This window comes from Providencia sp. 2023EL-00965 (assembly GCF_033550225.1).
Classification (GTDB): domain Bacteria; phylum Pseudomonadota; class Gammaproteobacteria; order Enterobacterales; family Enterobacteriaceae; genus Providencia; species Providencia manganoxydans.
Window position 1 is genome coordinate 272,296 of sequence record NZ_JAWUEH010000004.1, and the last position, 24,958, is coordinate 297,253.

Annotated in this window: 23 protein-coding genes; 14 read left to right on the plus strand and 9 right to left on the minus strand. The window is 41.2% G+C overall.

Annotated features, from left to right (window positions below; all coding sequences use genetic code 11):
* Positions 1-3 precede the first annotated feature (3 nt).
* The 3 genes from SC428_RS07880 to sanA all read left to right on the plus strand — a co-directional run bounded on the left by SC428_RS07880 (position 4) and on the right by sanA (position 3,177).
* A complete protein-coding gene (locus SC428_RS07880) occupies positions 4-1,500 on the plus strand; it encodes a CoA-acylating methylmalonate-semialdehyde dehydrogenase (protein WP_272581053.1) in 1,497 nt (498 codons plus the stop codon).
* 117 nt (positions 1,501-1,617) lie between these two features.
* On the plus strand, positions 1,618-2,379 hold the full coding sequence (locus SC428_RS07885; protein ID WP_081335822.1) for an IclR family transcriptional regulator: 762 nt from the start codon (positions 1,618-1,620) through the stop codon (positions 2,377-2,379).
* A 93-nt stretch (positions 2,380-2,472) separates the two neighbouring features.
* Complete coding sequence (sanA, locus tag SC428_RS07890; RefSeq protein ID WP_070924975.1) at positions 2,473-3,177, plus strand: outer membrane permeability protein SanA; 705 nt, start codon at positions 2,473-2,475, stop codon at positions 3,175-3,177.
* A gap of 43 nt (positions 3,178-3,220) precedes the next feature.
* Here the strand turns inward: sanA and yeiB are convergent, their stop codons facing one another.
* Positions 3,221-4,381: a DUF418 domain-containing protein YeiB gene (yeiB, locus tag SC428_RS07895; RefSeq protein WP_318706972.1), complete on the minus strand. Its 1,161-nt coding sequence runs from the start codon at positions 4,379-4,381 to the stop codon at positions 3,221-3,223.
* A gap of 6 nt (positions 4,382-4,387) precedes the next feature.
* Positions 4,388-5,047, minus strand: coding sequence for a GTP cyclohydrolase I FolE (folE, locus tag SC428_RS07900; protein WP_070924976.1), 660 nt, complete (start codon positions 5,045-5,047; stop codon positions 4,388-4,390).
* A 497-nt stretch (positions 5,048-5,544) separates the two neighbouring features.
* Between folE and moeA the strand changes: the two genes are divergently transcribed.
* From moeA to SC428_RS07915, 3 genes are all read left to right on the plus strand, one after another.
* Positions 5,545-6,786 carry a molybdopterin molybdotransferase MoeA gene (gene moeA, locus SC428_RS07905; RefSeq protein ID WP_140180614.1) on the plus strand — a complete coding sequence of 414 codons (1,242 nt, stop codon included), beginning with the start codon at positions 5,545-5,547 and terminating at the stop codon, positions 6,784-6,786.
* 5 nt (positions 6,787-6,791) lie between these two features.
* On the plus strand, positions 6,792-7,541 hold the full coding sequence (moeB, locus tag SC428_RS07910; protein ID WP_412544585.1) for a molybdopterin-synthase adenylyltransferase MoeB: 750 nt from the start codon (positions 6,792-6,794) through the stop codon (positions 7,539-7,541).
* A gap of 122 nt (positions 7,542-7,663) precedes the next feature.
* Positions 7,664-7,999, plus strand: a complete 336-nt coding sequence (locus SC428_RS07915) for a zinc ribbon domain-containing protein YjdM (RefSeq protein ID WP_070924978.1) — start codon at positions 7,664-7,666, stop codon at positions 7,997-7,999.
* Between the two features lie 64 nt (positions 8,000-8,063).
* Here the strand turns inward: SC428_RS07915 and SC428_RS07920 are convergent, their stop codons facing one another.
* The 3 genes from SC428_RS07920 to SC428_RS07930 form a co-directional block, all read right to left on the minus strand.
* On the minus strand, positions 8,064-9,662 hold the full coding sequence (locus tag SC428_RS07920) for an ABC-F family ATPase (RefSeq protein WP_070925103.1): 1,599 nt from the start codon (positions 9,660-9,662) through the stop codon (positions 8,064-8,066).
* Between the two features lie 329 nt (positions 9,663-9,991).
* The gene (locus SC428_RS07925; RefSeq protein ID WP_272581056.1) at positions 9,992-10,453 is read right to left on the minus strand and encodes a GNAT family N-acetyltransferase; all 462 of its coding nucleotides are present in this window, start codon (positions 10,451-10,453) and stop codon (positions 9,992-9,994) included.
* Between the two features lie 7 nt (positions 10,454-10,460).
* The gene (locus SC428_RS07930) at positions 10,461-11,039 is read right to left on the minus strand and encodes a TIGR00730 family Rossman fold protein (protein WP_070924980.1); all 579 of its coding nucleotides are present in this window, start codon (positions 11,037-11,039) and stop codon (positions 10,461-10,463) included.
* Positions 11,040-11,418: 379 nt separating this feature from the next.
* Here SC428_RS07930 and rhtA point away from each other — a divergent pair, with 379 nt between their 5' ends.
* Together rhtA and dps are read left to right on the plus strand one after the other, a co-directional pair.
* Complete coding sequence (rhtA, locus tag SC428_RS07935; RefSeq protein ID WP_070924981.1) at positions 11,419-12,306, plus strand: threonine/homoserine exporter RhtA; 888 nt, start codon at positions 11,419-11,421, stop codon at positions 12,304-12,306.
* Positions 12,307-12,567: 261 nt separating this feature from the next.
* On the plus strand, positions 12,568-13,071 hold the full coding sequence (gene dps, locus SC428_RS07940; RefSeq protein ID WP_070924982.1) for a DNA starvation/stationary phase protection protein Dps: 504 nt from the start codon (positions 12,568-12,570) through the stop codon (positions 13,069-13,071).
* A gap of 220 nt (positions 13,072-13,291) precedes the next feature.
* Here the strand turns inward: dps and dinG are convergent, their stop codons facing one another.
* A complete protein-coding gene (dinG, locus tag SC428_RS07945; protein WP_318706900.1) occupies positions 13,292-15,409 on the minus strand; it encodes an ATP-dependent DNA helicase DinG in 2,118 nt (705 codons plus the stop codon).
* A gap of 363 nt (positions 15,410-15,772) precedes the next feature.
* Here dinG and SC428_RS07950 point away from each other — a divergent pair, with 363 nt between their 5' ends.
* Positions 15,773-15,934 (plus strand): hypothetical protein, encoded by a 162-nt coding sequence (locus SC428_RS07950; protein ID WP_175442435.1) that lies wholly within the window; start codon positions 15,773-15,775, stop codon positions 15,932-15,934.
* Between the two features lie 25 nt (positions 15,935-15,959).
* Complete coding sequence (gene sseA / locus SC428_RS07955) at positions 15,960-16,799, plus strand: 3-mercaptopyruvate sulfurtransferase (RefSeq protein WP_318706902.1); 840 nt, start codon at positions 15,960-15,962, stop codon at positions 16,797-16,799.
* Between the two features lie 438 nt (positions 16,800-17,237).
* Here sseA and SC428_RS07960 read toward each other — a convergent pair whose 3' ends face one another.
* The 3 genes from SC428_RS07960 to rhlE all read right to left on the minus strand — a co-directional run bounded on the left by SC428_RS07960 (position 17,238) and on the right by rhlE (position 19,966).
* Positions 17,238-17,486, minus strand: a complete 249-nt coding sequence (locus SC428_RS07960) for a GlsB/YeaQ/YmgE family stress response membrane protein (RefSeq protein ID WP_070924984.1) — start codon at positions 17,484-17,486, stop codon at positions 17,238-17,240.
* Positions 17,487-17,672: 186 nt separating this feature from the next.
* Positions 17,673-18,614, minus strand: coding sequence for a tRNA dihydrouridine(16) synthase DusC (dusC, locus tag SC428_RS07965; protein WP_318706904.1), 942 nt, complete (start codon positions 18,612-18,614; stop codon positions 17,673-17,675).
* The gene (gene rhlE / locus SC428_RS07970; protein ID WP_318706906.1) at positions 18,614-19,966 is read right to left on the minus strand and encodes an ATP-dependent RNA helicase RhlE; all 1,353 of its coding nucleotides are present in this window, start codon (positions 19,964-19,966) and stop codon (positions 18,614-18,616) included. The genes dusC and rhlE overlap by 1 nt, the downstream gene beginning before the upstream one ends.
* A 293-nt stretch (positions 19,967-20,259) precedes the next feature.
* Here rhlE and cecR point away from each other — a divergent pair, with 293 nt between their 5' ends.
* The 4 genes from cecR to SC428_RS07990 all read left to right on the plus strand — a co-directional run bounded on the left by cecR (position 20,260) and on the right by SC428_RS07990 (position 24,947).
* Positions 20,260-20,946 (plus strand): transcriptional regulator CecR, encoded by a 687-nt coding sequence (cecR, locus tag SC428_RS07975; RefSeq protein ID WP_140180628.1) that lies wholly within the window; start codon positions 20,260-20,262, stop codon positions 20,944-20,946.
* A 115-nt stretch (positions 20,947-21,061) separates the two neighbouring features.
* Positions 21,062-22,054: a secretion protein HlyD gene (gene hlyD / locus SC428_RS07980; RefSeq protein ID WP_318706909.1), complete on the plus strand. Its 993-nt coding sequence runs from the start codon at positions 21,062-21,064 to the stop codon at positions 22,052-22,054.
* Positions 22,055-22,065: 11 nt separating this feature from the next.
* Entirely contained in the window at positions 22,066-23,808 is a 1,743-nt protein-coding gene (locus tag SC428_RS07985; protein WP_318706911.1) for an ATP-binding cassette domain-containing protein, read from the plus strand.
* Complete coding sequence (locus SC428_RS07990) at positions 23,805-24,947, plus strand: ABC transporter permease (RefSeq protein WP_070924988.1); 1,143 nt, start codon at positions 23,805-23,807, stop codon at positions 24,945-24,947. The genes SC428_RS07985 and SC428_RS07990 overlap by 4 nt, the downstream gene beginning before the upstream one ends.
* The last annotated feature ends 11 nt before the right edge of the window (positions 24,948-24,958 follow it).

Here is a 24,958-nt window from a genome sequence, read left to right on the forward strand (position 1 = left end):
ACTATGAGTATCGTTGGACACTTTATTAATGGCGCAAGCAATGAAACCCATTCACGCTTGCAAGATATTTATAACCCAGCGACGGGTGAAGTCAGTCGTCAAGTTGCCATTGCCCCCAAAACAACCGTAGAAGACGCTATCAGTGCAGCCCATGCCGCATTTCCTCAATGGCGTGATACGCCTCCGATGAAACGTGCACGCATTATGTTTCGTTATAAGCAATTGCTGGAAGAAAGAGCCGATGAAATTTGCCGTTTAATCGGCCAAGAGCACGGCAAAATCGTTCATGATGCAGCCGGTGAATTGCAACGTGGTATTGAAAACGTTGAATATGCCTGTGGTGCACCTGAGATCTTAAAAGGCGAATTCAGTAAAAACGTCGGCCCTGGCATTAATTCATGGAGTGATTTCCAACCTCTAGGCGTAGTTGCGGGGATCACACCTTTTAACTTTCCTGCCATGGTACCGCTTTGGATGTATCCACTCGCCTTAGTTTGTGGTAACACATTTGTGCTTAAACCCTCAGAGCGCGACCCTAGTGCAACCCTATATATCGGTCAGCTATTAAAAGAAGCAGGGCTACCTGACGGCGTATTTAATATTGTTAATGGTGATAAAGAAGCCGTAGATACCTTATTAACGGATAAACGTGTTAAAGCAGTGAGTTTTGTTGGCTCTACACCTGTTGCTCAATACATTTATGCAACTGCAACCGCTAATGGCAAACGCTGCCAAGCGCTTGGTGGAGCTAAAAACCACGCGATTGTTATGCCAGATGCGGATATGGAAAACGTGGTTAATTCACTGTTAGGTGCCGCTTTTGGCTCTTCTGGTGAACGTTGTATGGCGCTATCGGTGGCTGTCGCTATCGGTGATGACATTGCTGATGAGTTGGTTAGCCAACTGAAAGATAGAATGTCATCACTAAAAATGGGCGTTTACAGTGATAAAAATAACGATTTTGGCCCTGTGATCACCCGTGAACATCAACAAAAAGTATTTGGACATATCACAAGCGCAGAGCAACAAGGTGCGACTATCGTTGTCGATGGCCGTAAAACACAAGTCAGTGGTTATGAAAACGGCTTCTTTGTTGGCGCAACACTCATCGATAATGTGACGACACAAATGGATAGCTATCAGGCTGAGATTTTTGGCCCTGTGCTACAAGTGATCCGTGCTAAATCCATGCAAGAAGCGATGGATATGATTGATGAACACGAATACGGCAACGGTACTTGTATTTATACACGCGATGGTGAAGCGGCAAACTACTTTGCTGATTACATTCAGGTAGGAATGGTCGGGATCAATATTCCACTCCCCGTTCCGGTGTCTTACCACAGTTTTGGTGGATGGAAAAATTCGCTATTTGGTGATTTACATGCCTATGGCCCTGATGGTGTACGTTTCTATACTCGCCGCAAAACGATCACACAACGTTGGCCATCAGCCAACCTGCGTGAAGGCGCTGAATTCTCCATGCCAACCATGAAGTAACTTACCTGCGCTTCTCTCTGATCAAGGGAAGCGCGCTCATTTCCCCAATAGATTTCTTGATTCGCGCCTGCGATAATGCCAACATAACCAAAAATTTATGTTAAGAGAAACCGCATATTGAATACGCAGCATGATAAAAGTTCAGCCGTAACACGAGTTTTGGCGATCCTTGAACATATTGCCAAATCAGATAATCCTCTTTCACCTGCTGACATTGCCCATGATTTGGCGATCCCCAAACCAACTGTTCACCGCCTACTTGCTCAATTGAAACAAGATGGCTATTTACAAATGAATTTGCGTGGGCTCTGGGAACCTGGTAACCGCTTTTTTCAAATATCACAAGGCGTTTGGAATAGTGTTCGCTTTAAATCCGCACGCCAAGTCATTCTCAGAACACTTGCCAATGAAATCAATGAAACCTGTGGGATATCCGTACCCAATGGGTTAGAAATGCTGTATTACGAAAGAATTCAAGCCAATTGGCCTTTACAAATTAATCTACCTGAGGGCAGCCGTACACCTTTATGGTGCACCGCCAGCGGCAAATTGTATCTTGCTAGCCTCAGCGAATCTAAACGGCAAAGCTTACTAAAAGCACTTCCTATTCATCAAATGACCCGCAATACATTAGTTGATATGTTTGAACTGAATGCGCAAATTGATAAGATTGCACACATGGAAATCAGTACAGATAATGAAGAGTTTATTGATGGCATGGTGGCTTGTGCAGTTCCCGTTAAAGATGAAAAAAATCGATTAATTGCTTGTATTTATACCCATGCTCCGGCAATTCGCACACCGCTCGAATCACTACTAGAATTCGTGCCCGTGATGCAAAAATCAGCACAAGCCCTCAGTCATCTCGAATATTGTTAATCCATTGACAGGATTTTACGTTGCTCGACTTGCGTCACCAATTTAAGTCAAGTAGCCTTACTATTACGACTATTAAAAATTTAGGCTAGGACAATGCGGAAACGTCTGCTTTATGGTCTGATCATCATTTTAGGGATAGCGTTAGCAACGATTATTTTACTTGACCGTTGGATAGCTTGGGACACCGCTCCGTATATTTATGAAAATGTCGAAGAGCTTCCCGCGCGTGATGTTGGGATGGTATTAGGTACCTCTAAATATTATGCATCTGGCGCAAAAAACTTATATTACAGCTATCGGATCCAAGGTGCTGCTGATGCCTACCACAGTGGCAAAGTGAAATATTTGCTACTTAGTGGTGACAATGGCGCTCATAGCTACAATGAACCCATCAATATGCGTAAAGACCTAATTAACGCAGGTGTTCCTGCATCAAAAATTGTGCTTGATTTCGCTGGGTTTAGAACACTCGATTCAGTGGTACGTACCAAAAAAGTCTTTGATACTGATAACTTTACTATTATCACTCAGCGTTTCCATTGTGAACGGGCATTGTTTATTGCAAAACATAAAGGGATCGATGCTCAATGTCTTGCGGTTCCAACACCAAAAGCGATGTTTAAAGTGAGAGTGCGCGAGGTATTTGCTCGTTTAGGTGCGTTAGCAGATCTCTATATTTTAAATCGAGAACCTAAATTTTTAGGGGAACAAGAGTCGATCCCCGCCCCGATAAAAATGCCCGAGGGGATTAAAGGCTACCCAGCGGTCTCACCAGATGAAATAAGCAAAAACTTTTAATTTGTTTCAAGGTAACCAGTATCATTTGGTTACCTGATTAACTTTAACGCAAAACAACATATAAGCGATCGGTTAACTTACGCCATAGCCATTCTATCGGCCCTTGGTTAAAAAATCGTAACCAACAATAAGAAAATAGCATGTTAACCAACCAAATCGGCACAATAAACCCCAGTAATTCACTCCGTGAAAAAGAATTAAAATAGCCTAAGTGATAAAAAATGGTAGTACAAATCAGTGTTTGCAATAAGTAATTCGTGAGAGCCATGCGACCAATAGATTGTAAGATTTTTGCCAATAAACGACCTTCAATCGTCTGCCAAAAACCATAAACTAAGGCGATATAACCGAGGGATTGTAACGGTATCATCAATTCATTAATGATATAGCCCACGATTGATGTTGAAAAATAACTCCATCCAAATCGACTCTGCAAATACAGAGACACTAGCTGTACCAATAAGGCGGGAAAAATGAATATTAATGCCATGCGTCGATAATGCTGAGTACTAAATCGCCCTTGTAGCCAACCATTACGCAATAGTAGAAATCCTACGATCATCAGCCCCAATAATTGCCAACCATACTGAATGAATAACATTTCAATCATATTCCAAACAGATTGCGCTCTATAGGTTAGCCCTACCATCCCCCCCGTTGTTTTTTGTAATAACTCAAAGAGGGCTTGTTCATCAGAAACAATCCAAAAATCATTGGCATCGATTAAGCTACCCAATACAAACAAAATCATCAGGCCAATGACATAAATAGCACAGGCAATCTTAAGTAAGTTGTATTCACTTTTTTGATAAAACAATAATACTGCAACCAGCCCTGTTAATGCATAGGCCAGCAAAATATCACCTTCCCAAAATCCAACACCATGAATAATACCGAAAATAGCTAATATCACGAGACGACAGGCATTCCATCGTTGCCCTCGCCGATGCAATAACGCTAATGTGGCACCAAATAAAATTGAGAAAATAGCTAGGAATTTACCTTGAACCAACAGGTTGAAAATCACCCAAATAGTGATATCCGGTGTCTCTACAGATGAGGTGTAAACGGGATTCATATATGCCATTTGCGGCAACGCAAATCCAAAAATATTCATTAATAGAATACCAAGAATTGCTATGCCGCGAACTGCATCAAGACAATAAATACGTCCTTGAGACTCAGGCGATACTGTTGCTGCCATCATAAGTTATTGATGACGTACCGCACGCAAAAACTCTTGGCGGGTATTTTGGCTCGATTTAAATAATCCACCTAAGGAAGTCGTGGTTGTTGCACTGGTTGCATCACGAATACCACGCGCTTTCACACAATAATGCACCGCATCAATACATACCGCGACATTATTGGTATCCAATAAGGTTTGTAATGCGACTAAAATTTGCTGCGTCAGACGCTCTTGTACCTGTGGGCGCTGTGAGAAAAACTGCACGATACGATTAATCTTTGACAGGCCGATCACTTTATCTTTTGGAATATATGCAACTGTCGCTTTACCATCAATAGTGACAAAATGATGCTCACAAGTGCTAGTCAGGGTAATATCACGCACTGTGACCATTTCATCAACCTTCATTTTATTTTCAATGACGGTAATTTTAGGGAAGTTGGCGTAATCTAAACCTGAAAAAATTTCATCAACATACATTTTAGCAATACGTTTTGGTGTATCCGCTAAACTGTCGTCCGTTAAATCTAAATTCAGTAACTTCATGATCTCTGTCATGTGCCCTTCAATCAGTTGCTTACGCTCTGCGCCTGATTTAGGCTGAATGCGTAATGGGGTTTCTAACCCTCTAGCTTCCAACGCAGCATGAACCAGCTCGGCTTCTTTACTCAGAGATGACATTCGATTCTCCACAAACGGTATATACTCGTCATACTTCAAGTTACAGTGTTGTTGACTTCATTCACTCGCACTAGCCACCCACTGCTATGGGCTCCTAGCGACTCACTGGTCGCCTAACTGTAACTTGAATTATTTAAAGCATAACGATTTTTATAAATATAAAATTGCAGGTGTGCGCGTACTCTAAAACAGCAAGTCTAGATAATCCAGCGTTACATCTGTCGATCATATGAAATATTTGCATGCAAAAATGTTCATTTCTTCACAACCATTTTTGCTATCACTATGGATATATCATTATTTAACTATAATTAATAACATAATTGCAGTCATCTCGTTTATTCAGTGCAGCAATAGTTCAAAATCGCACAATTCGACTAAACGTTATTATTCGTCAATATCTACTCATTCACCCAATGCGTTATCTCTGACATAATAAGCAGCACAACACGATTTAAGCCTCAATGGCAAAGTAAAATTATAGGGGTAATATAATAATGGATATGTGTCATACCGCAGGGCTAATTTCACTGGAGCAGGCATTAGAAAAACTTTTTTCACAAACACAAACCATCACCTGCTCAGAAACTATTCCACTCACTGACGCGACACAGCGCATAACTGCAACCGATATTATCTCTCCAATCAATGTTCCGCCATTTGATAACTCTGCAATGGATGGCTATGGACTGCGTTTTAGTGAATGGGATGGCAAAACGCCTATGCCAATAGCAGGTAAATCCTTCGCTGGGCAACCTATGCAAGGTGAACTTCCTCAAGGTAGTTGTGTTCGTATCATGACCGGTGCCCCCATTCCTCATGGAGTTGATACCGTGATCATGCAAGAAGAGGCCGAAGAAACAGCACAAGGGATCCTGTTTACAGGGACCGTAAAAAAAGGCAGCAACATACGCCGTGCGGGCGAAGATATTGCTAAAGGTAGCAGTGTGATCCCAGCAGGAACCTTACTTTCTACCGCACAATTACCGCTGATTGCCTCATTAGGGGTGTCCACTGTGAATGTTTATCGCCGCTTAAAAGTTGCCGTATTTTCAACGGGCGATGAGCTGCAAGCTGTTGGTTTGCCACTAGCTGAAGGTCAAATCTATGATACCAACCGTTTTACGGTTCGCTTGATGCTTGAAAAACTGAACTGTGAAATTATCGATCTTGGTGTGATCCCTGACTCTCCTGAAAAACTGAAGCAAACGTTTATTGAAGCTGATAAGCAAGCCGATTTGGTGATCAGCAGTGGTGGCGTCTCTGTTGGCGAAGCCGATTACACAAAACAAATCTTAGATGAACTCGGCCAAATTGGTTTCTGGAAGTTAGCGATTAAACCGGGAAAACCATTCGCATTTGGTAAACTGAGTTCAGCGTGGTTCTGCGGGCTACCGGGAAACCCTGTCTCTGCCGCATTAACTTTCTACCAATTAGTGCAACCATTGATTGCTCGCCTAGCAGGACATAGTCAGTGGAAAGCCCCTGCGCGATTTAAAGTTCCTGTCACAACACCTTTAAAGAAAAGCCCTGGCCGTCTTGATTTCCAACGCGGCGTGCTTAGTGTTGATAATCATGGTCAGCTACAAGTCGCAACAACTGGCCACCAAGGCTCTCATGTTTTTAGCTCATTTAGTCAAGCCAACTGCTTTATTGTGTTGGAAAGAGAGCGAGGTCGAGTCGCTGCCGGTGAGACCGTTGATGTAGAAATGTTCAATTACTTACTGAAAAGTGAATAGCTATTGTGCAAGAGTTAACTGATACAGAAATGCTGCGCTATAACCGCCAAATTATTTTGCGTGGATTTGATTTTGACGGGCAAGAAAAACTCAAAGACAGTAAAGTGCTGGTGATTGGTTTGGGTGGCTTAGGCTGTGCAGCAACTCAATATCTTGCCGCTGCGGGGGTGGGTCAGCTGACCCTCGTAGACTTTGATACGGTCTCTTTATCTAATTTACAGCGACAAACGTTGCATCGAGATGCAACGATTGGACAACCTAAAGTCGATTCGGCTAAAACACAGCTTGCTGCGATCAATCCTCATATTAATATTACCACGATTTATGCCCAACTCGATGATCAGCAGCTTGATGAACTGATTAAAAATCATCAGGTAATTTTAGATTGTACTGATAATGTCGCAATACGTGAACAACTTAATCGCTTGTGTTTTAGACGTAAAATTCCATTAGTTTCAGGCGCGGCCATCCGTATGGAAGGGCAATTATCCGTTTTTACCTATCGCGATGATGAGCCTTGCTACCACTGTTTAAGCCGCTTGTTCGGCGAAAATAGCTTAACTTGTGTAGAAGCAGGGGTAATGGCACCACTGGTTGGTACCATTGGTACCTTAGAGGCGATGGAAACCATAAAATTATTAACTCAGTATGGCAAAGTGAATGTAGGTAAAGTGCTATTCTTTGATGCCATGACGATGGAATTTCGCCAATTCAAACTGATGAAAGATGTCGATTGCGAAGTGTGTGCTCGCTGACCAAAGTTAAGAATAATCCTAAAAACTGGATTGTTTTTGCTTTAACCTTATACTATCCCCTTTCGTGGTGGCTCAACAACCTTCAGTCACCCTTTTTAGATAAGTAACTGAGAGTATTTAATATGCAATTCCCTCCTTGCCCAAAATGTCAGTCTGAATACACCTATACTGATAACGATATGTATATTTGCCCTGAGTGTGCGCATGAATGGAATGATGCCGAACCCGTTGTAGAAAGTGATGAATTGATCGTTAAAGATGCCAATGGCAACTTGCTGGTAGATGGCGATACTGTCACTGTCATCAAAGATCTCAAAGTAAAAGGCAGTTCATCAATGTTGAAGATTGGTACTCGAGTGAAAGGCATTCGCTTGGTCGAAGGCGATCACAATATCGATTGTAAAATTGATGGTTTCGGCCAAATGAAACTGAAATCTGAGTTTGTTAAAAAGAACTAATTAACAACCCGTTAAAACAAAAAGACCTAGCCGATGGCTAGGTCTTAGACTGTTGACTAACGTATTATTCTACAACACCTTGACTCTTCAGGTACTCATCATAAGTACCTTTAAAATCAATCACTTTGTCTTCTTTGATTTCTAAGATACGACTTGCTAATGAGCTGACAAATTCACGGTCATGTGAAACGAAAATCAAAGTCCCTTTATATAGCTCAAGCGCTAAGTTAAGAGACTCAATCGATTCCATATCCAAGTGGTTAGTAGGTTCATCCATAATCAAAATATTTGGTTGCTGCATCATCAGCTTGCCAAATAACATGCGCCCTTGCTCACCACCAGACAGTACAGAAACTTTTTTCTTAATATCATCTTGAGAGAATAACAAACGCCCTAAAATACTACGAACGGCTTGCTCATCATCACCTTCATTTTTCCACTGGCTCATCCAGTCGAAAACATTCAGATCGGTTTCAAAATCTTCTGCATGATCTTGCGCATAATACCCAATAGTGCTGTTTTCAGACCATTTCACTGTGCCGCTTTTTGGTGGTAATTCACCCACCAGCGTTTTCAAAAATGTCGTTTTACCGATACCGTTAGCACCGATCACCGCCATTTTTTCGCCAACTTCTAGCAGTAGGTTAAGATCTTTAAACAGCGGCGCTTGATCATAACCATTCGTAACGCCCTCTAGTTCCAATGCATTACGGAACAGTTTTTTCTCTTGTTCAAAACGAATAAATGGGTTTTGACGGCTTGAAGCTTTCACTTCATCAAGCTGAATTTTATCAATTTGACGCGCACGAGAAGTCGCTTGTTTTGATTTTGATGCGTTTGCACTGAAACGGCTAACAAATGACTGTAATTCAGCAATTTGCGCTTTCTTCTTCGCGTTATCTGCGAGCAGACGCTCTCTTGCTTGCGTCGCCGCAATCATATACTCATCATAATTACCCGGGAACAGGCGCAATTCACCGTAATCTAAATCGGCCATGTGCGTACACACGGTATTGAGGAAGTGCCTATCATGGGAAATAATGATCATGGTGCAGTTACGTTCATTGAGAACTTGCTCTAACCAACGGATCGTATCAATATCAAGGTTGTTCGTTGGCTCATCAAGCAACAAAATATCTGGATCAGAGAACAGTGCTTGCGCCAATAGAACACGTAATTTCCAACCCGGAGCGACTTCGCTCATCGGGCCATAATGTTGCTCAACAGGGATCCCAACACCTAATAGTAATTCACCGGCACGAGCTTCGGCACTGTAGCCATCCATTTCACCATAAGCGACTTCAAGATCGGCGACACGGTAACCATCTTCTTCACTCATTTCAGGAAGTGCGTAAATGCGGTCGCGCTCTTGCTTCACATTCCATAGCTCGGTATGCCCCATGATCACAGTATCCAATACGGTGTATTCTTCGAAAGCAAACTGATCCTGACGCAACTTACCAAGGCGTTCATTAGGATCAGTAGTATTGACATTACCTGAAGTTGGCGTGAGATCTCCGCCTAAAATCTTCATAAATGTTGATTTACCGGCGCCATTTGCACCGATCAATCCGTAACGGTTCCCTGTCCCGAATTTAACTGAAATATTTTCAAACAGTGGCTTACTGCCAAACTGCATAGTGATATTGTTTGTCTGTAACACTTCTATGCCTTTAAGTTTACGATGTCGAGATACCCCACCAAATAGCGGCGCATTATGCCACAATCAGACGATGAGATCTTGTGCTGTTTATGCAGCCCCTAGTAATAACCTCGGCACTTTGCGGTATATACTCGTCATGCTTCAAATTGTAGGAGGTTGGCAGGCCATACAGTTTATCTCTGCTGCTCCGCCTATCTACATTTGTCGTCTACCTACACCATGCATTATTTAGAGTATAGATGCCATGTAAATGGCTATTGTATGGAGATTGAAATGATGAATATTTTTACAATGGTGGCTTAATCGATATTAAGCCACACTCCGATTTGTTAATCTAATTTAATACCCATTGTGCGCGTAATTTCTGTAAGACCTTCTCTTTCATAAAATTTTATGGCTTGATGGTTTTGCGCTAGCACAGAAAGTTCTAAATGGCTCAAATTATTATCTTTAGCCCAAATCTTCATTTGCTCAATAAATTGGTGCCCTATTTTTTGTCCTCTTAATTCAGGTGAAACGACGAGATCAAAAATATAAGCAAAATCACGAGCAACCATACAATTATATGGATCTGCCGATTGTCTTTGTGCAAAACAAAAGCCTTTAACTTCTCCCTTATATTCAGCAACTAACAAATTAAACTTGTCATCTGTAATCGCATTTTCTACGAATTCAGTCGCTTGCTTAGCTGGCTGCAATCTTTCCGGATCAAGTGCTGCCATTTCTGAAAATAACAATTCATACAAAGAAAGCACGGCTTCTAGATCTTGTTTAACTGCACATCGGATCATGCAAACCTCATTTATCATAAGTTTTTACTGATGGTGCAACATAAGATTCAAAACGATCTATCAATGCTGCTGGTGAAGTTTCAACAATCGCCATATGACGATATTTTTCCTGTAAAAAAGCTTCATCAGCCATTTTATTCGTCATATCGATCAGGGGCTGCCAATAATCATTAATATTAAATAGCCCGCAAGGTTTGGTATGTAGACCAATTTGGCTCCATGTAAACACCTCACTGAACTCTTCAAGCGTGCCATAGCCACCAGGTAAAGCAACAAAACCATCAGCTAATTCAATCATTTTGCTTTTGCGTTGATGCATTGTTTCTACTTTATACAGTTCAGTTAAATTTTTATGGGAAATTTCACGTTCTTCCAAAAGCGATGGGATCACCCCAATAGCTTTGCCTCCAAGTGATAAAATTGTGTCTGCAACTGTCCCCATAATGCCAACACTCGCACCACCATAAACTAATGTGATATCACGTCTGACCATTTCTTCAGCAAATTGGATGGCCTGCTGCTTATATATTTCACTCGCTCCCATGCTTGAACCACAATACACTGCAATACTATTAATTTTTCTCATTTTTTCCTCGTTGTTATAGTGTTTTTTTTAACGGAAAATAATTATACGTCACATCCTGATAAGCTCAACATTCGAAATTGAGGCCATTCCATATAGCCTCCTTTCTAGTCAATAACATTCAATATGAGTCTCAGAAAAAAATCATGTTTTATTGTGCTCTATATTTTGTAAACACATATTAACTAGAGCTAATTTATGCGATAATCATAGTAATGCCGTGCCAACTTTCGGTATTCACCAAATATTATGCATTTTATTTCTTAGTAGATTATTTATTCAAAAGTGACGAGTCTTTTTACTGGTCTATACTCTAAATAATTCGACTACTGCATTTGATATGTGACAAGTATATTACGTATTTCTGGGGTTTAATTATATCATGTCTGCCGACACCAAAAAGAGCGCTTTTCCCTTATTACCTGTAGGGTTGCTGTTACTCGCAATGACGTCAATTCAGGGTGGTGCCTCTCTGGCAAAAACACTTTTTCCCGTTATCGGAGCTCCCGGTGTAACTGGACTGCGCCTATTACTTGCTACCATTATTTTGTTTATTATTTTTAAGCCTTGGCGTTTAAAATTTAGACGTAGCTCCCTTGTTCCTCTATTAACTTATGGTATCTCATTAGGCACCATGAATTATCTGTTCTATTTGTCACTTGAACGGATCCCTCTAGGAATAGCCGTAGCGTTGGAATTTACTGGCCCCTTAGCCGTCGCGATGTTTTCATCACGCAGACCAATTGACTTTCTGTGGATCGCTTTAGTTATTGTTGGATTATTATTTTTATTACCTATTAGAGGTGATATCGGTGAATTAGATCTTGTCGGTGCACTCTATGCTCTCGGCGCGGGTGTGTGTTGGGGAATTTATATTATTTTCGGCCAACGTGCTGGCGCCGGCTATGGTGCCGCAACCGTGGCAATAGGCTCTTTTATTTCGGCCATGATATTTTTCCCTATAGGGTTAATGCAAACCGGTGTTGAAGCCATGTTTGACCCTGCCATACTCCCTTTAGCGCTCGCAGTTGCTATTCTTTCTACTGCATTCCCCTATACACTGGAAATGATCGCCTTAACACGCCTTCCAGCAAAAACATTCGGTACATTAATGAGCCTTGAACCTTGTATGGGAGCATTTATGGGAATTATTTTCCTTCAAGAACATTTAACTGCAACTCAATGGTTAGCATTATTATGTATTGTTTGTGCTTCAATTGGTTCAACATCTACAGCACGACCTAAAACAAAAATAGAAAAAGTTTCTTAAATCAGCAAAATAAAAAAATATAGAATTAAGGTTAATATTTTCATTAACCTTAATTTCTTGTAAAGTTTATTTCATATTGTTGAAATATTAGCTTATTAAAACTATCCTATATTTAAATAACATTTAATTAATTTTTTCTTAATATCGAATATGCCTATTAAAGTAATAGAATATTCCATTATGACAATTTAAATTCATTTCGTTATATTAGTTAACAGAAACAGAGATTAACTAAATAATTTAATTATAAGAGGATAAATTATGAGTACAGCTAAACTAGTTACCGCACCTCAAACAAACCTTTTATATACACGTAATGACGTTGAAGATAGCGTTAAATTAGAAACTATTGATATGTTAAACGTGATGGTCGTGCATTTTACCGACCTATCGTTGATGACCAAACAAGCTCACTGGAACATGCGCGGCCGTAACTTTATCGCTGTTCATGAAATGCTTGATGGCTTTCGTAGCAGCTTAGTAGAGCATCTTGATGAATTTGCTGAACGCGCAGTTCAACTAGGCGGCGTTGCAATTGGTACTACTCAGCAAGTCAATAAGTTTACTTCACTGGAAGCTTACCCAATTGATATACATGATGTTCAGGATCACCTCAAAGCGTTAGCTGATCGCTATGCCGTTGTTGCGAATGATATTCGTAAGGCAATTGATGAAGTGGAAGATGAAGACAGTGCAGATATGTTTACTGCCGCATCTCGTGATCTCGATAAGTTCTTATGGTTCTTAGAAGCAAATATTGAGTAATGTCGTTAAAAATAGTCAACCTTGATTGACCTTTTAGGGCTCCATAAAAAGGAGCCCTAGGTTGTTGACGAAGCGGGGCAAAAGCGTGGTTTTTCCCCGCTTCGTGTTATTAGCTGAAAATCAATAAATTGATTTTCCTCGTTGATTTCAAAAACCTTAACGACTGCCGCCAAACAGAATACGTTTGTCAGCAGTCTGAGGGCTCCACAAAAAGGAGCCCTTATTTTTTATTACTACTATTTGGCATTACAGGCCTTTCAATAGGAAAAACAGGTAATGAGTTAAGTAATCGCTTACCATAATTTTTAGTGATTAAGCGTTTGTCATAAATAATAATTTCGCCATAACACTCATGGCTGCGGATCAAACGCCCTGCTTGCTGAATAAGGTTAAAAGATGCACTAGGTAAGCTTTGCACCTCAAATGGATAACGTTTTAGTGACTTCAACCACTCCCCCTCCGTAATAATCACAGGATTGGTCACAGGTGGAAAAGCAATTTTATGAATATGTACCTGAGTTAGATATTCACCTTTTAAATCAAGCCCTTCAGCAAAAGACTGCAAACCGATTAATGCGCTGACTAAGCCTTTATTAATCCGCTCACAATGGGTTTCTACCAAACGATACCGTGGTTGATCGCCTTGCACTAATAGTTGCAAACGCAAATCTTTCACATGTTCTAAAAAGCCTTCCATCGCTCTCTGACTGCTGAATAACACCAACATTCCACGATGAGTCTCTTTTTCCAATTCATTGCGAAAATAAGTTGCCATTTCAGCTAAATGTTCCGCTTCATTGGCCATTGTCGGCTCATTGACCATTTGTGGAATAATCAGCTTCCCTTGCTCAATGTGATTAAAAGGGGAGGATAAAGTGACAAACCTGTCATCACTTTTCTCTGACAAGCCACTCAATTCTTGGAAACGTGAATAACTATTGAGCGAACGCAATGTCGCCGAAGTGATCACGATATGCGGTACATTACGCCATAAAAGCTGCTGTAACTGCTCACTAACCCGGATCCCTGCGCAATGCATAAATAAGCGCGACTGATTTTTTTCATAACGGCGGCTAAGCCATTTAGAAACAGGCGCTCCTGATGTTTGATCTAGAGCTGCTAAACGCCACAGCTTAGCCATATTTTCAAAATACCCCATTGCCCTGCTGGTCAACAAAATAGAACGATGTAAACGCACAATATCCTGTTTCGCTGTCTGTTCTGTTAAATCATTTAAAATAGACTCAGCGAGTCCCTTGAGTGCATCAGTTAATTTAAACAGATCCTGACAACATAGCTGCATGGCTTCAGGTAATTGCCCCATCGGAAATAAGTACTCACTTTCTTTCGATGTTTCTGGCAACAATGCTTGGGTAAGTAATGAGAAGTCACGAAATGCGGCTCTTAATTTTTCTGCATGTTGTTGTAGTCGTTCTGGATTTGCCAATTTTGGCGGCTTAGCTGGCCTAAACTGAGCAACATATTGCCCAACATGATGGATAAAGTTATCCACTTGTGCAGTGAGTTGAACTAAAGTAATTTCCCCCTCCACCTCTAACGCATCCCTCGCAACTTCAGGGACATGATGACCTTCATCAAGCACTAAAAGCAGTTTTTTGGGTTCAGGCAATACCGACTCACTTTCCATTGCCGCCATCACTAAAGCATGGTTAGCGACAACCACATCAGCATCTTCAATTTCACGGCGGGCAATAAAAAATGGACAACGCTGATAAAATTGGCAATTGCGCCCTAAGCAATTCATTTTATCTGTGCTTACTTTGCGCCATAAACTATCACTGAAAGAACGTTTATGGTGATCTCGTAAACCATCCCACGCAAAGCTATGAAAATCATTACGCAGCTGTTGGCATTGTGCCCTTTCCTCACTATTCGCAATCTCAGCTTTATCTTCAACCAATAGCATTAAGTCTATTTGTTCACCTTCAGCTGCACAAATAGCTTCAAGATTTCTAGGGCACACATAGCGTGCACGGCCAAATGCCCCTGTAAATTTAAGATCCGGAATAATTTTACTGAGTAGTGGCAAATCCTTACTAAAAATTTGATCTTGTAACGCAACGTTAGCTGTACTCACAACTAATGTTTTGCCTTCTTCACGGGCAACGGCAATCCCTGGGATCAAATAAGACAACGTTTTTCCTACGCCAGTAGGCGCTTCAATAACTAGATGGCGCCCCTCTTCATCCGCTAAGTTTTTTGCAACTTCTGCTATCATCTGGCGCTGAGGAGCGCGGGAAACGAACCCGTCAATTTGTAATGATAACCCTTTGTACCATTGAGTTATGTGTTCTTTGATTTTGTTTGACAGGGACATAGGACTCGCTGTTATTTAAATAAAAAATGCAGGCATGCTATCTATCAAGCTACGACTCGATGTGGAAAAACAACTGATACCACTCACGTGTACGCGTCATTCAGCGTTTTAATGATTTACTTTTCAAATGGTTTTCACATATAGCATAAGCCAAGTAGGCCAATAGGTAGCAATTTACAATGATGTCATTGCAAAGCGTTTCGCAAAAACTACTGTTTAAAAAACCATTATGCCACAAAATTGGGAACAGGTTGGCAAATTAGCAACTGTTGTGCACAAAAAAGAGTATTTAACTTGTCTGCAACAAACATCAGGTTATACTTTAACTCTGTTTTTTACTTAAGCTATAGATAGGCTAGAAAAATGAAAATGGTTGTTATCGCACTTTTTGCGCTCTGTGCATTCGGTTCTGTTGGCGGAATTGTCTTAGCGGGTATGAATATTTATACACGCTCAACCACACCTATTGAGCAAAACCAGTCACAGCAACCCTCAATTTTGCCGTCAGTGGGACAGGCTCAATAATATTAAATCAGGATGAAGACTATTTATGTATGACGCTCACTTCGTTACCCCTAAATGGTTACATGACCATTTATCAGATCCTAACCTTATCGTACTAGATGCTTCATCTCCTCCACCCACTGCACCATATGATTGCCGGCAGCATTGGCGAGAAGAGCACATTCCAACAGCCCAGTTCTTCAATCAAGACGAAGTCGCTGACACAAGTATTGATTTACCGCATATGCTGCCTGATGCAGACACCTTTAACCATGCTGTCAGCAATATGGGCATTGGCAACGATAGCCAAGTCATCATCTATGCTCAAAACAATTTATTTTCTGCACCGCGAGCATGGTGGACATTTACCACTATGGGTCATAAAAATGTGAAAATTCTTGCAGGTGGTATTGAGGCATGGAAGGCTGCTGGTTTTGCCACTGAATCAGGGGAAGTTACACCTCCACCAGCACAAAATTATACAGCTAACCGCCACGATGCAAATGTATTGAATCAAACCCAAGTACTTGAGTTAATTAAACAAGGACAAGTGCAAATTATTGATGCACGCGCTGCCGCACGTTTCTTGGCACAAGCACCTGAACCACGTCCAGGCTTACGAATGGGACATATCCCAAACAGTAAAAACATGCCTTGGGATCTCTTAGTTGAAAATGGCGAATTTAAATCCCCTGAGCAACTGAAAGCCCTATTTACTGAACAAGGTATTGATATTCATGCCCCTTCAGTCACAACATGTGGTTCTGGAATGACAGCGGCGGTCGTTCTTATGGCATTAACATTACTTGGTAATACACATGTTAGGTTATATGACGGTTCATGGGCTGAATGGGGTCAAGATAACGGGTTGCCTATCGAAGCGTAAGCAAAATAATTAATCATCCCTTTATATATTCAGGATGCAGCTAAGCGACAAGCGAGGCTAGACGAGGAGCATAGATAAACTCTGTAGTTCGCTAAGCGTAGTCAATAACCCTGCATCTTCAAATATAACGTGTATAACAGGTTCAACAAAAGGGATGATATTAATAGAGCAAGTTATTTCAGATTCAGTTTCGATTTGAAATAAAAACTAATGATATCGCTATTTAATTTGCATAAGCACTGCGGCAATGTTTTTTAATATTATTAAAACCGACTTAATAGATAGAGATACAAAAGATACCGTCATTAATACAACATCATTCACTTTGAACAATATTACAGCCTTGTATATAAGAACATATTAAATTCTCCTAAAAATAAACCACAGCATAACTGTGGTTTATAAGAGAATTTATTTTGTCTGACAATGACAACTCTATTATTTAGCAAAAATACCAGCTAAAAATAACACTACAATGGCACCGATTACTGCAACAACAAAACTACCAAAGTTGAAGCCATCTACCCTACCTTTACCAAAGAATGTACTGATGTAACCACCTACAACAGCACCGACAATCCCAAGGACAGTTGTCATCACAAAACCGATCTGGTAGGTTCCGGGCATGATCCATTTAGCCAATATACCTGCAATAAGACCAAATATAATCCAAGAAATAACCCCCATCATAGACCTCCATACGTAATTGAATCAGGTAAAATAGAGCTTAACTCAATTAAATTGCCATACGATGACATTCGACTTAAACCCAATTTTAATCACTTAAAAGTAAATTAACAGTTTAAGTAAAGATCTAATACGCTATTTTGGCAACTAAAAATCCATTGTTTGCCTAAAAAACAATCATCTTACTTAATTATTTACTTCTTTTTCGATGATCTCAGCTATCTCACTGGCACGCTTTAAAGCGCGAATATGCGAAAATAGCTCATCAGCCTGTCTATATTCTTTACGTAAATAACCTAACCACTGCTTAATACGTGCAGCATGGTAGTGCCCTGTATCACCTAGTTTTTCAAGCTCTGTATATTTTAAAAGCAACTGACCAACTTGCTCCCAAGCCATTTTAGGCTGATTTTCTTTTACGACATAGCTAAGGTTTGGTGTATTGAGAGCGCCACGTCCGATCATAATTGCATCACAGCCAGTGATATCTAGACAACGTTGTGCACTTTCGTGATCCCAAATTTCACCATTAGCGATCACAGGGATTGAAAGGCGGCGACGAATATCACCAATCGCCTGCCAGTTAATTCTTTCTGCTCGATAACCATCTTCTTTAGTTCGCCCATGTACCGTCAACTCGCTAGCGCCTGCTTGCTGTACGGCATCGGCAATCTCATGGCAAAATTGGCTATCATCCCAACCTAACCTAATTTTCACCGAAACCGGTAACTCTTTTGGGACAGCTTCTCGCATAGCTTTTGCTGCTCGATAGATAAGGTCGGGCTGCTTTAAGAGGGTCGCACCACCACCATGGCCATTCACTGTTTTAGAAGGGCACCCACAATTGAGATCAACGCCCCAAGAGCCTAACTCAACCGCACGGTTGGCATTTTCAGCCAACCATTGCGGATGCTGCCCTAGCAGCTGTACCCGTACTAAAGTACCTGATGGCGTCCTGCTACCATGGCGCAATTCAGGGCAAAGTCGATAGAACGTTTTAGTTGGTAGTAACGTATCAACAACCCGTACAAACTCCGTAATACAGAGGTCATAGTTATTGACCTCACTGAGTAGAGTTCGAACTAATGAATCAAGAACCCCTTCCATGGGGGCAAGCAAAACACGCATTAACCTTCACCGTGACTCTGACGCACTTTCTTTTGTGCGCTTTTCCATGGAGACGCCGCGGCTGGTTTGCCTTTTGCTGCATTAGCTCGTTCACGGCGTGGCTTTCCTGTACCTTTTTCTTGATTTGAGCGGGAACTACGTTTCTCCCCACTACCACGTCGATCATTATTTCGTTGAGGCCCTTTTTGAATTGGCTCAGGCTTAATTGATGGGTCAGGTTCATAACCATCAATTGCCATAACGGAAATTGATTTCTTCAATAACTTTTCAATATCTTTTAACAGCTTAAGTTCATCCACACAAACCAGAGAAATCGCTTTACCTGTCGCCTCTGCTCGCCCGGTACGGCCGATACGATGAACATAATCTTCTGCCACATTGGGTAGCTCAAAATTGACGACATAAGGTAATTGTTCAATATCCAGACCGCGAGCGGCAATATCCGTTGCAACTAACACACGAATATCACCTGATTTGAAATCAGCTAATGCACGAGTTCGCGCACCTTGGCTTTTATTACCATGAATAGCTGCTGCTTTGACGCCATCTTTATTTAAGTGTTCTGCAAGGCGATTCGCGCCATGTTTGGTTCTGGTAAAGACGAGCACTTGCTGCCAGTTTTCACGACCAATCATATGCGACAATAATTCAGCTTTACGTTTTTTATCAACATGATGTACATATTGAGTCACTTGCTCAGAGGCTGAATTACGTGGAGCAACTTCAATCGTTACTGGGTTATTCAATAATTTGTTAGCCAACTGTTTAATATCATCTGAAAAAGTGGCAGAAAACAGTAAATTTTGACGTTTTTTTGGTAATTTATTAATCACTCGACGAATATCATGAATAAAACCCATATCCAACATACGGTCTGCTTCATCAAGGACAAACACTTCAACTTGCGATAAATTCACCGCATTTTGATGTTCTAAATCGAGTAAACGGCCCGGTGTTGCGATCAAGATATCTACGCCACCGCGTAGTTTCATCATTTGCGGGTTAATACTCACACCACCAAATACCACAAATGAACGTACTCTTAAGTGGCGGCTATATTCTTTAACATTTTCAGCAACCTGTGCAGCAAGTTCACGGGTTGGTGTTAAAATTAATGCGCGAATGGGTTTTCTGTCTTTCCCTACTCGTGGAGTAGAAATTAATTTTTGTAAAATAGGTAAAGTAAAACCCGCTGTTTTACCCGTTCCTGTTTGTGCACTCGCTAAAAGGTCATTACCTGCAAGCACGGCAGGGATTGCCTGCTGCTGAATTGGCGTAGGGGCTTCATAACCTAGCTCGTTTATTGCAAGCAGGATTTCCTCGTTTAACGCGAGGTCAGAAAAAGTAGTCAAATTAAATTGCTCCAGACTTCACCCCTCTGAATAATCAGAGGCAGTTCGAGGGGAAGGATCATATCAGAGAAGAAAAAGTGCAAACTGCCGTGCTATTGCTAAAAATTCTAACATTATTTAAGCCTAATAAGTATATTAATTTAGTTTAGAAAATAAATTAATATAAAATCACCTCAATATAGTATATATAACTATTAGACGCTAGAAGCTATCGTTTTCTGTCACCGATTTACGTTAAAAGCCGTGTAGAGCTAGTTAAGGTGACATTTAATTTTGACTGTTAAGGAACCTGCATGATCATAAACACACCATCAACAAATCGAGGAGAACACGCCAGAGAGCAGTTGTTATACGCAGCTGCTGATGTCTATGGTGAATTAGGTTTAGACGGAGCAACCACCAGAAAAATTGCTCAAGTATCGGGTCAAAACATCGCTGCCATTTCCTATTACTTTGGGTCAAAAGAAGGGCTGTATTTAGCGGTAGCCCAATTAATTGCTGACACGGTAAAAGAGAATTTTTGCCAAACATTAACGGAGATTGATGCCTATCTTGAACTGACCTCCCCTGATCCCGATGAAGCAATCAAGCTGCTACAAAAAACCCTAGTCGGATATAACTATTTTCAACTGGAGAAAAAAAATCTGAGTTTCACACGGATCCTTTCAAGGGAACAACTCAATCCTACTGAAGCTTATACCATTATTCATGAACAAGCCCTTGGCCCTATTTATACAAAACTCAATAGGCTTATCGCTATTTATATAGGGTCTGATCCTAATAACTTAACCACATTAATACAAACTCATGCTATTTTGGGGGAAACCCTATCTTTTCGCATTGCGAGAGAAACCCTTCTACGACAAACTGGTTGGAAACACATTAATGAGGATGAATACAAAATCATTAATCAAGTACTTATCGAGCACACCAATATTTTATTAGAAGGATTGCGTCATCGCAAAGAAGCTGAAAAGTGATATGATTAATCTATAAAAAATGATTATAGATTATGGTCGCAGTATTGATAGCAGACAAATGTCACTATCAATATTGCGACTGAAGTAGGTATCACTGACTCGTATAAGGCTAATTATGAACAATAAACGTCGTTCTATTTTTATCATTTTTATTGTCATAGTCATCGGTCTCATTATAGGTGGTTATTATTGGTATCAATCACAACAAGATAAAACATTAACCTTATATGGCAATGTTGATGTTCGAACAGTAAACCTTGGCTTTCGAGTTGGAGGGAAACTTACGGCTTTAGCCGTTGATGAAGGTGCTAAAATTAGCCAAGGGCAATCATTAGGGCAACTTGATGATACACCATATATTAATGCCTTAAATAAAGCCAAAGGAGTTAGAGATAGCGCTAAAGCCCAACTAACGATGAAAGAAAAAGGCTATCGAACTCAAGAAGTTGCTCAAGTAGAATCCGAAGTTGCACAAAAACAAGCTGCATGGCAATACGCAGAAAGCTTTTATAAACGTCAACAAGGGTTAGCGGCTTCACGCGTGATTTCAGCAAATGAATTAGATAATGCCAAAACAAATCGTAACCAAGCGCTTGCTGCCTTAAAAGCAGCACAAGACAAACTCAATCAGTATCAAAGCGGGTTTCGCCAAGAAGAAATAGCGGCAGCACGAGGCGAATGGCTGCAAGCGGAAGCCGCTGTTGCACAAGCTGAATTAGATTTAGCTGATACACAGTTAATCGCCCCTTCTGATGGCACAATCCTCACACGAGCAATCGAACCAGGTACCATTATTGGCGCAGGGAATACCGTATTCAGTGTCACATTAACGGATCCAGTCTGGGTGCGGGCTTATGTCAATGAACCTAATTTAGGCTTAGCGGTACCCGGTAAAGAGGTTTTACTGTATACCGATAGCCGCCCAAATACGCCTTATCACGGGACAATTGGTTTTGTCTCACCAACCGCTGAATTTACGCCTAAAAGTGTCCAAACACCTGAACTCCGTACCGATTTAGTTTATCGATTACGCATTATCGTTAACGACCCAGATGATGCATTGCGTCAAGGTATGCCAGTCACTGTCCGCTTTACTCATACTGAGTAATAGAGTTCATCATGGATGCATTTGATTATCGTATTCACCTACAAGGTGTTGAAAAAACATTTAGCGGCTTAGACACCCCTGCCGTCGAAAGCTTAACCACAGAGATCTGCGGTGGCTCTGTGACAGGCCTAGTTGGACCCGATGGCGCCGGTAAAACCACGTTAATGCGTATGTTGGCAGGTCTATTAAAACCCAATTCGGGCACAATCAGTTTAATGGGGTTAGACCCGATCAAAGACAGTGTTCAGGTGCATGCTAATTTAGGCTATATGCCGCAAAAATTTGGTTTATATGAAGATTTGACCGTTCAAGAAAACCTCGACCTGTATGCTGATTTGCGCGGCGTTGTGGGTGAAGACAGAAAAAAAACCTACCAACAACTGCTCACATTTACCGATCTAACACATTTCACACAACGGTTGGCGGGTAAATTATCAGGTGGTATGAAACAAAAATTAGGGTTGGCCTGTACCCTGCTTGGAAAACCCAAAGTCTTACTTTTAGATGAACCCGGAGTGGGTGTTGACCCTATTGCGCGTCGTGAATTGTGGCAAATGGTGCATACTTTGGCTGATGAAGGCATGCTGATCCTTTGGAGTACTTCTTATCTGGATGAAGCTCAGCAATGCAAAGAGGTATTATTACTCAATCAAGGAAAACTGCTCTACTCAGGACAGCCACAAGATCTCACAAAAAAAATGGTAGGACGCTCATTTTTATTGGAAGTTCCTGCTGCCCATAAACGCACTACACTACAAAATGCCTTGGTACTACCTGAAACAACAGACGGTGTCATACAGGGCCGCTATGTACGGCTTATTTTAAAGCCTAATGCATCCCAAGATTCACTATTACGTGGCTTAAATATGCCAGATGGAAAACTGATAGAGGCAGAGCCTCGTTTTGAAGATGCTTTCATCGACCTACTCGGTGGAGGGCCTTCGCATCGCTCTGAGCTCGCGGCCATTATGCCGCAGATCCCTGCCAATCCCAGCGAAACAGTTATTGAAGCACGTAACCTAACCAAAAAATTTGGGGATTTTGCAGCAACTGATACCGTCAATTTCCAAGTAAAACGCGGTGAAATTTTTGGTTTACTTGGGCCAAATGGCGCGGGTAAATCCACCACCTTTAAAATGATGTGTGGTTTAATGAAACCTACAGAAGGACAAGCCTTAGTACTAGGAATGGATTTAAAAACTAGCTCAGACAAGGCTCGACAACACCTTGGTTATATGGCGCAAAAGTTTTCGCTATATAGTAATTTGAAAGTTGGGCAAAATCTCAAGTTCTTCTCCGGCGTCTATGGTCTTCACGGTAAACATCAAAACCAAAAAATTGCTGAAATGGTAGAAGCCTTTAATTTTACGCCAATCATTCATCAAGAAACAGAATCGCTGCCACTGGGTTTCAAACAGCGTCTTGCTCTCGCCTGCTCATTGATGCACGAACCTGATATTTTATTTCTAGATGAACCCACATCCGGCGTTGATCCCTTAACTCGTCGTGAGTTTTGGTTGCATATAAATGGAATGGTGGATAGAGGGGTAACCGTTATGGTCACCACCCATTTTATGGATGAAGCCGAGTATTGCGATAGGATCGGGCTGGTGTATCACGGTAAGATCATTGCTGCTGGCACACCGGATGATCTCAAACAGCAAATCGCGACTGAACATAACCCTAACCCATCAATGGAAGATGCTTTCATCGAGTTGATCCTTAACTACGATAAGCAGCAGGAGGAACAATGAGCACCTCTACCGCATCTCACTTTTCTTGGCGTAGGTTGAAAGCCCTGTGTATTAAAGAGAGTAAACAAATTGTACGTGATCCAAGTAGTGCCCTCATTGCGGTAGTGATCCCATTAATGCTGTTATTTATTTTTGGTTACGGGATCAATCTAGACTCCAGTCAATTGCGCGTTGGCATACTTATGGATCAACAAAGCCATGAGGCCAGAGAACTAGTCGATACTTTTACAGGCTCTCCATTTATTGATGCAACCGTTAGTGATAACCGTCAAGAATTGATTGATAAAATGCAGGCTGGTGAGCTGCGAGGTATTGTCGTCATCCCTGTTAATTTTTCAGAACAACTGTTGCGCCCCGAAGGTCATGCAGCTATACAAGTGATCACTGATGGCAGCGAACCAAATACCGCTAATTTCGTACAGGCCTATACCAAAGGTGTTTGGCATACTTGGCTGATACAACAAGGGGAAAATAAAGGTTATCCAACCGCTCCTTTAATTGAATTGAACATGCGCTATTGGTTCAATGAGGCTGCAATTAGTCAGCATTTTATTATTCCAGGTGCAATAAGTATCATTATGACGGTTGTTGGTGCCATTTTGACATCGCTGGTGGTTGCCCGCGAATGGGAGCGTGGCACAATGGAAGCGCTACTCTCTACACAAATTACCAGAACTGAATTATTACTATCTAAACTACTGCCCTATCAAATACTGGGGACTTTTGTGATGATCTTATGTATGGCGGTTACCACTGGTGTGCTAGGTGTGCCTTACAGAGGTTCACTATTAGTACTTTTTTTGATCACCAGCCTCTATTTAGCAACCGCTCTTGGAATGGGATTATTAATTTCAACTATTACACGTAACCAATTTAATGCGGCGATGGTGGCACTGAATGCGGCATTCTTACCTGCTATCATGCTTTCAGGATTTATTTTTGAAATATCTAGCATGCCCATTTTTATTCAAATAGTGACTTATTTTATTCCAGCACGCTATTTTGTTAGCAGCTTGCAAACGCTCTTTCTAGCTGGTGATATCTATGTTGTTCTACTGACCGACCTATTGTTACTCATTGCATCAGCCATACTGTTTATTGGTTTAACGGCATGGAAAACCCGTCGTCGGCTCGATTGATAAGGACTCGA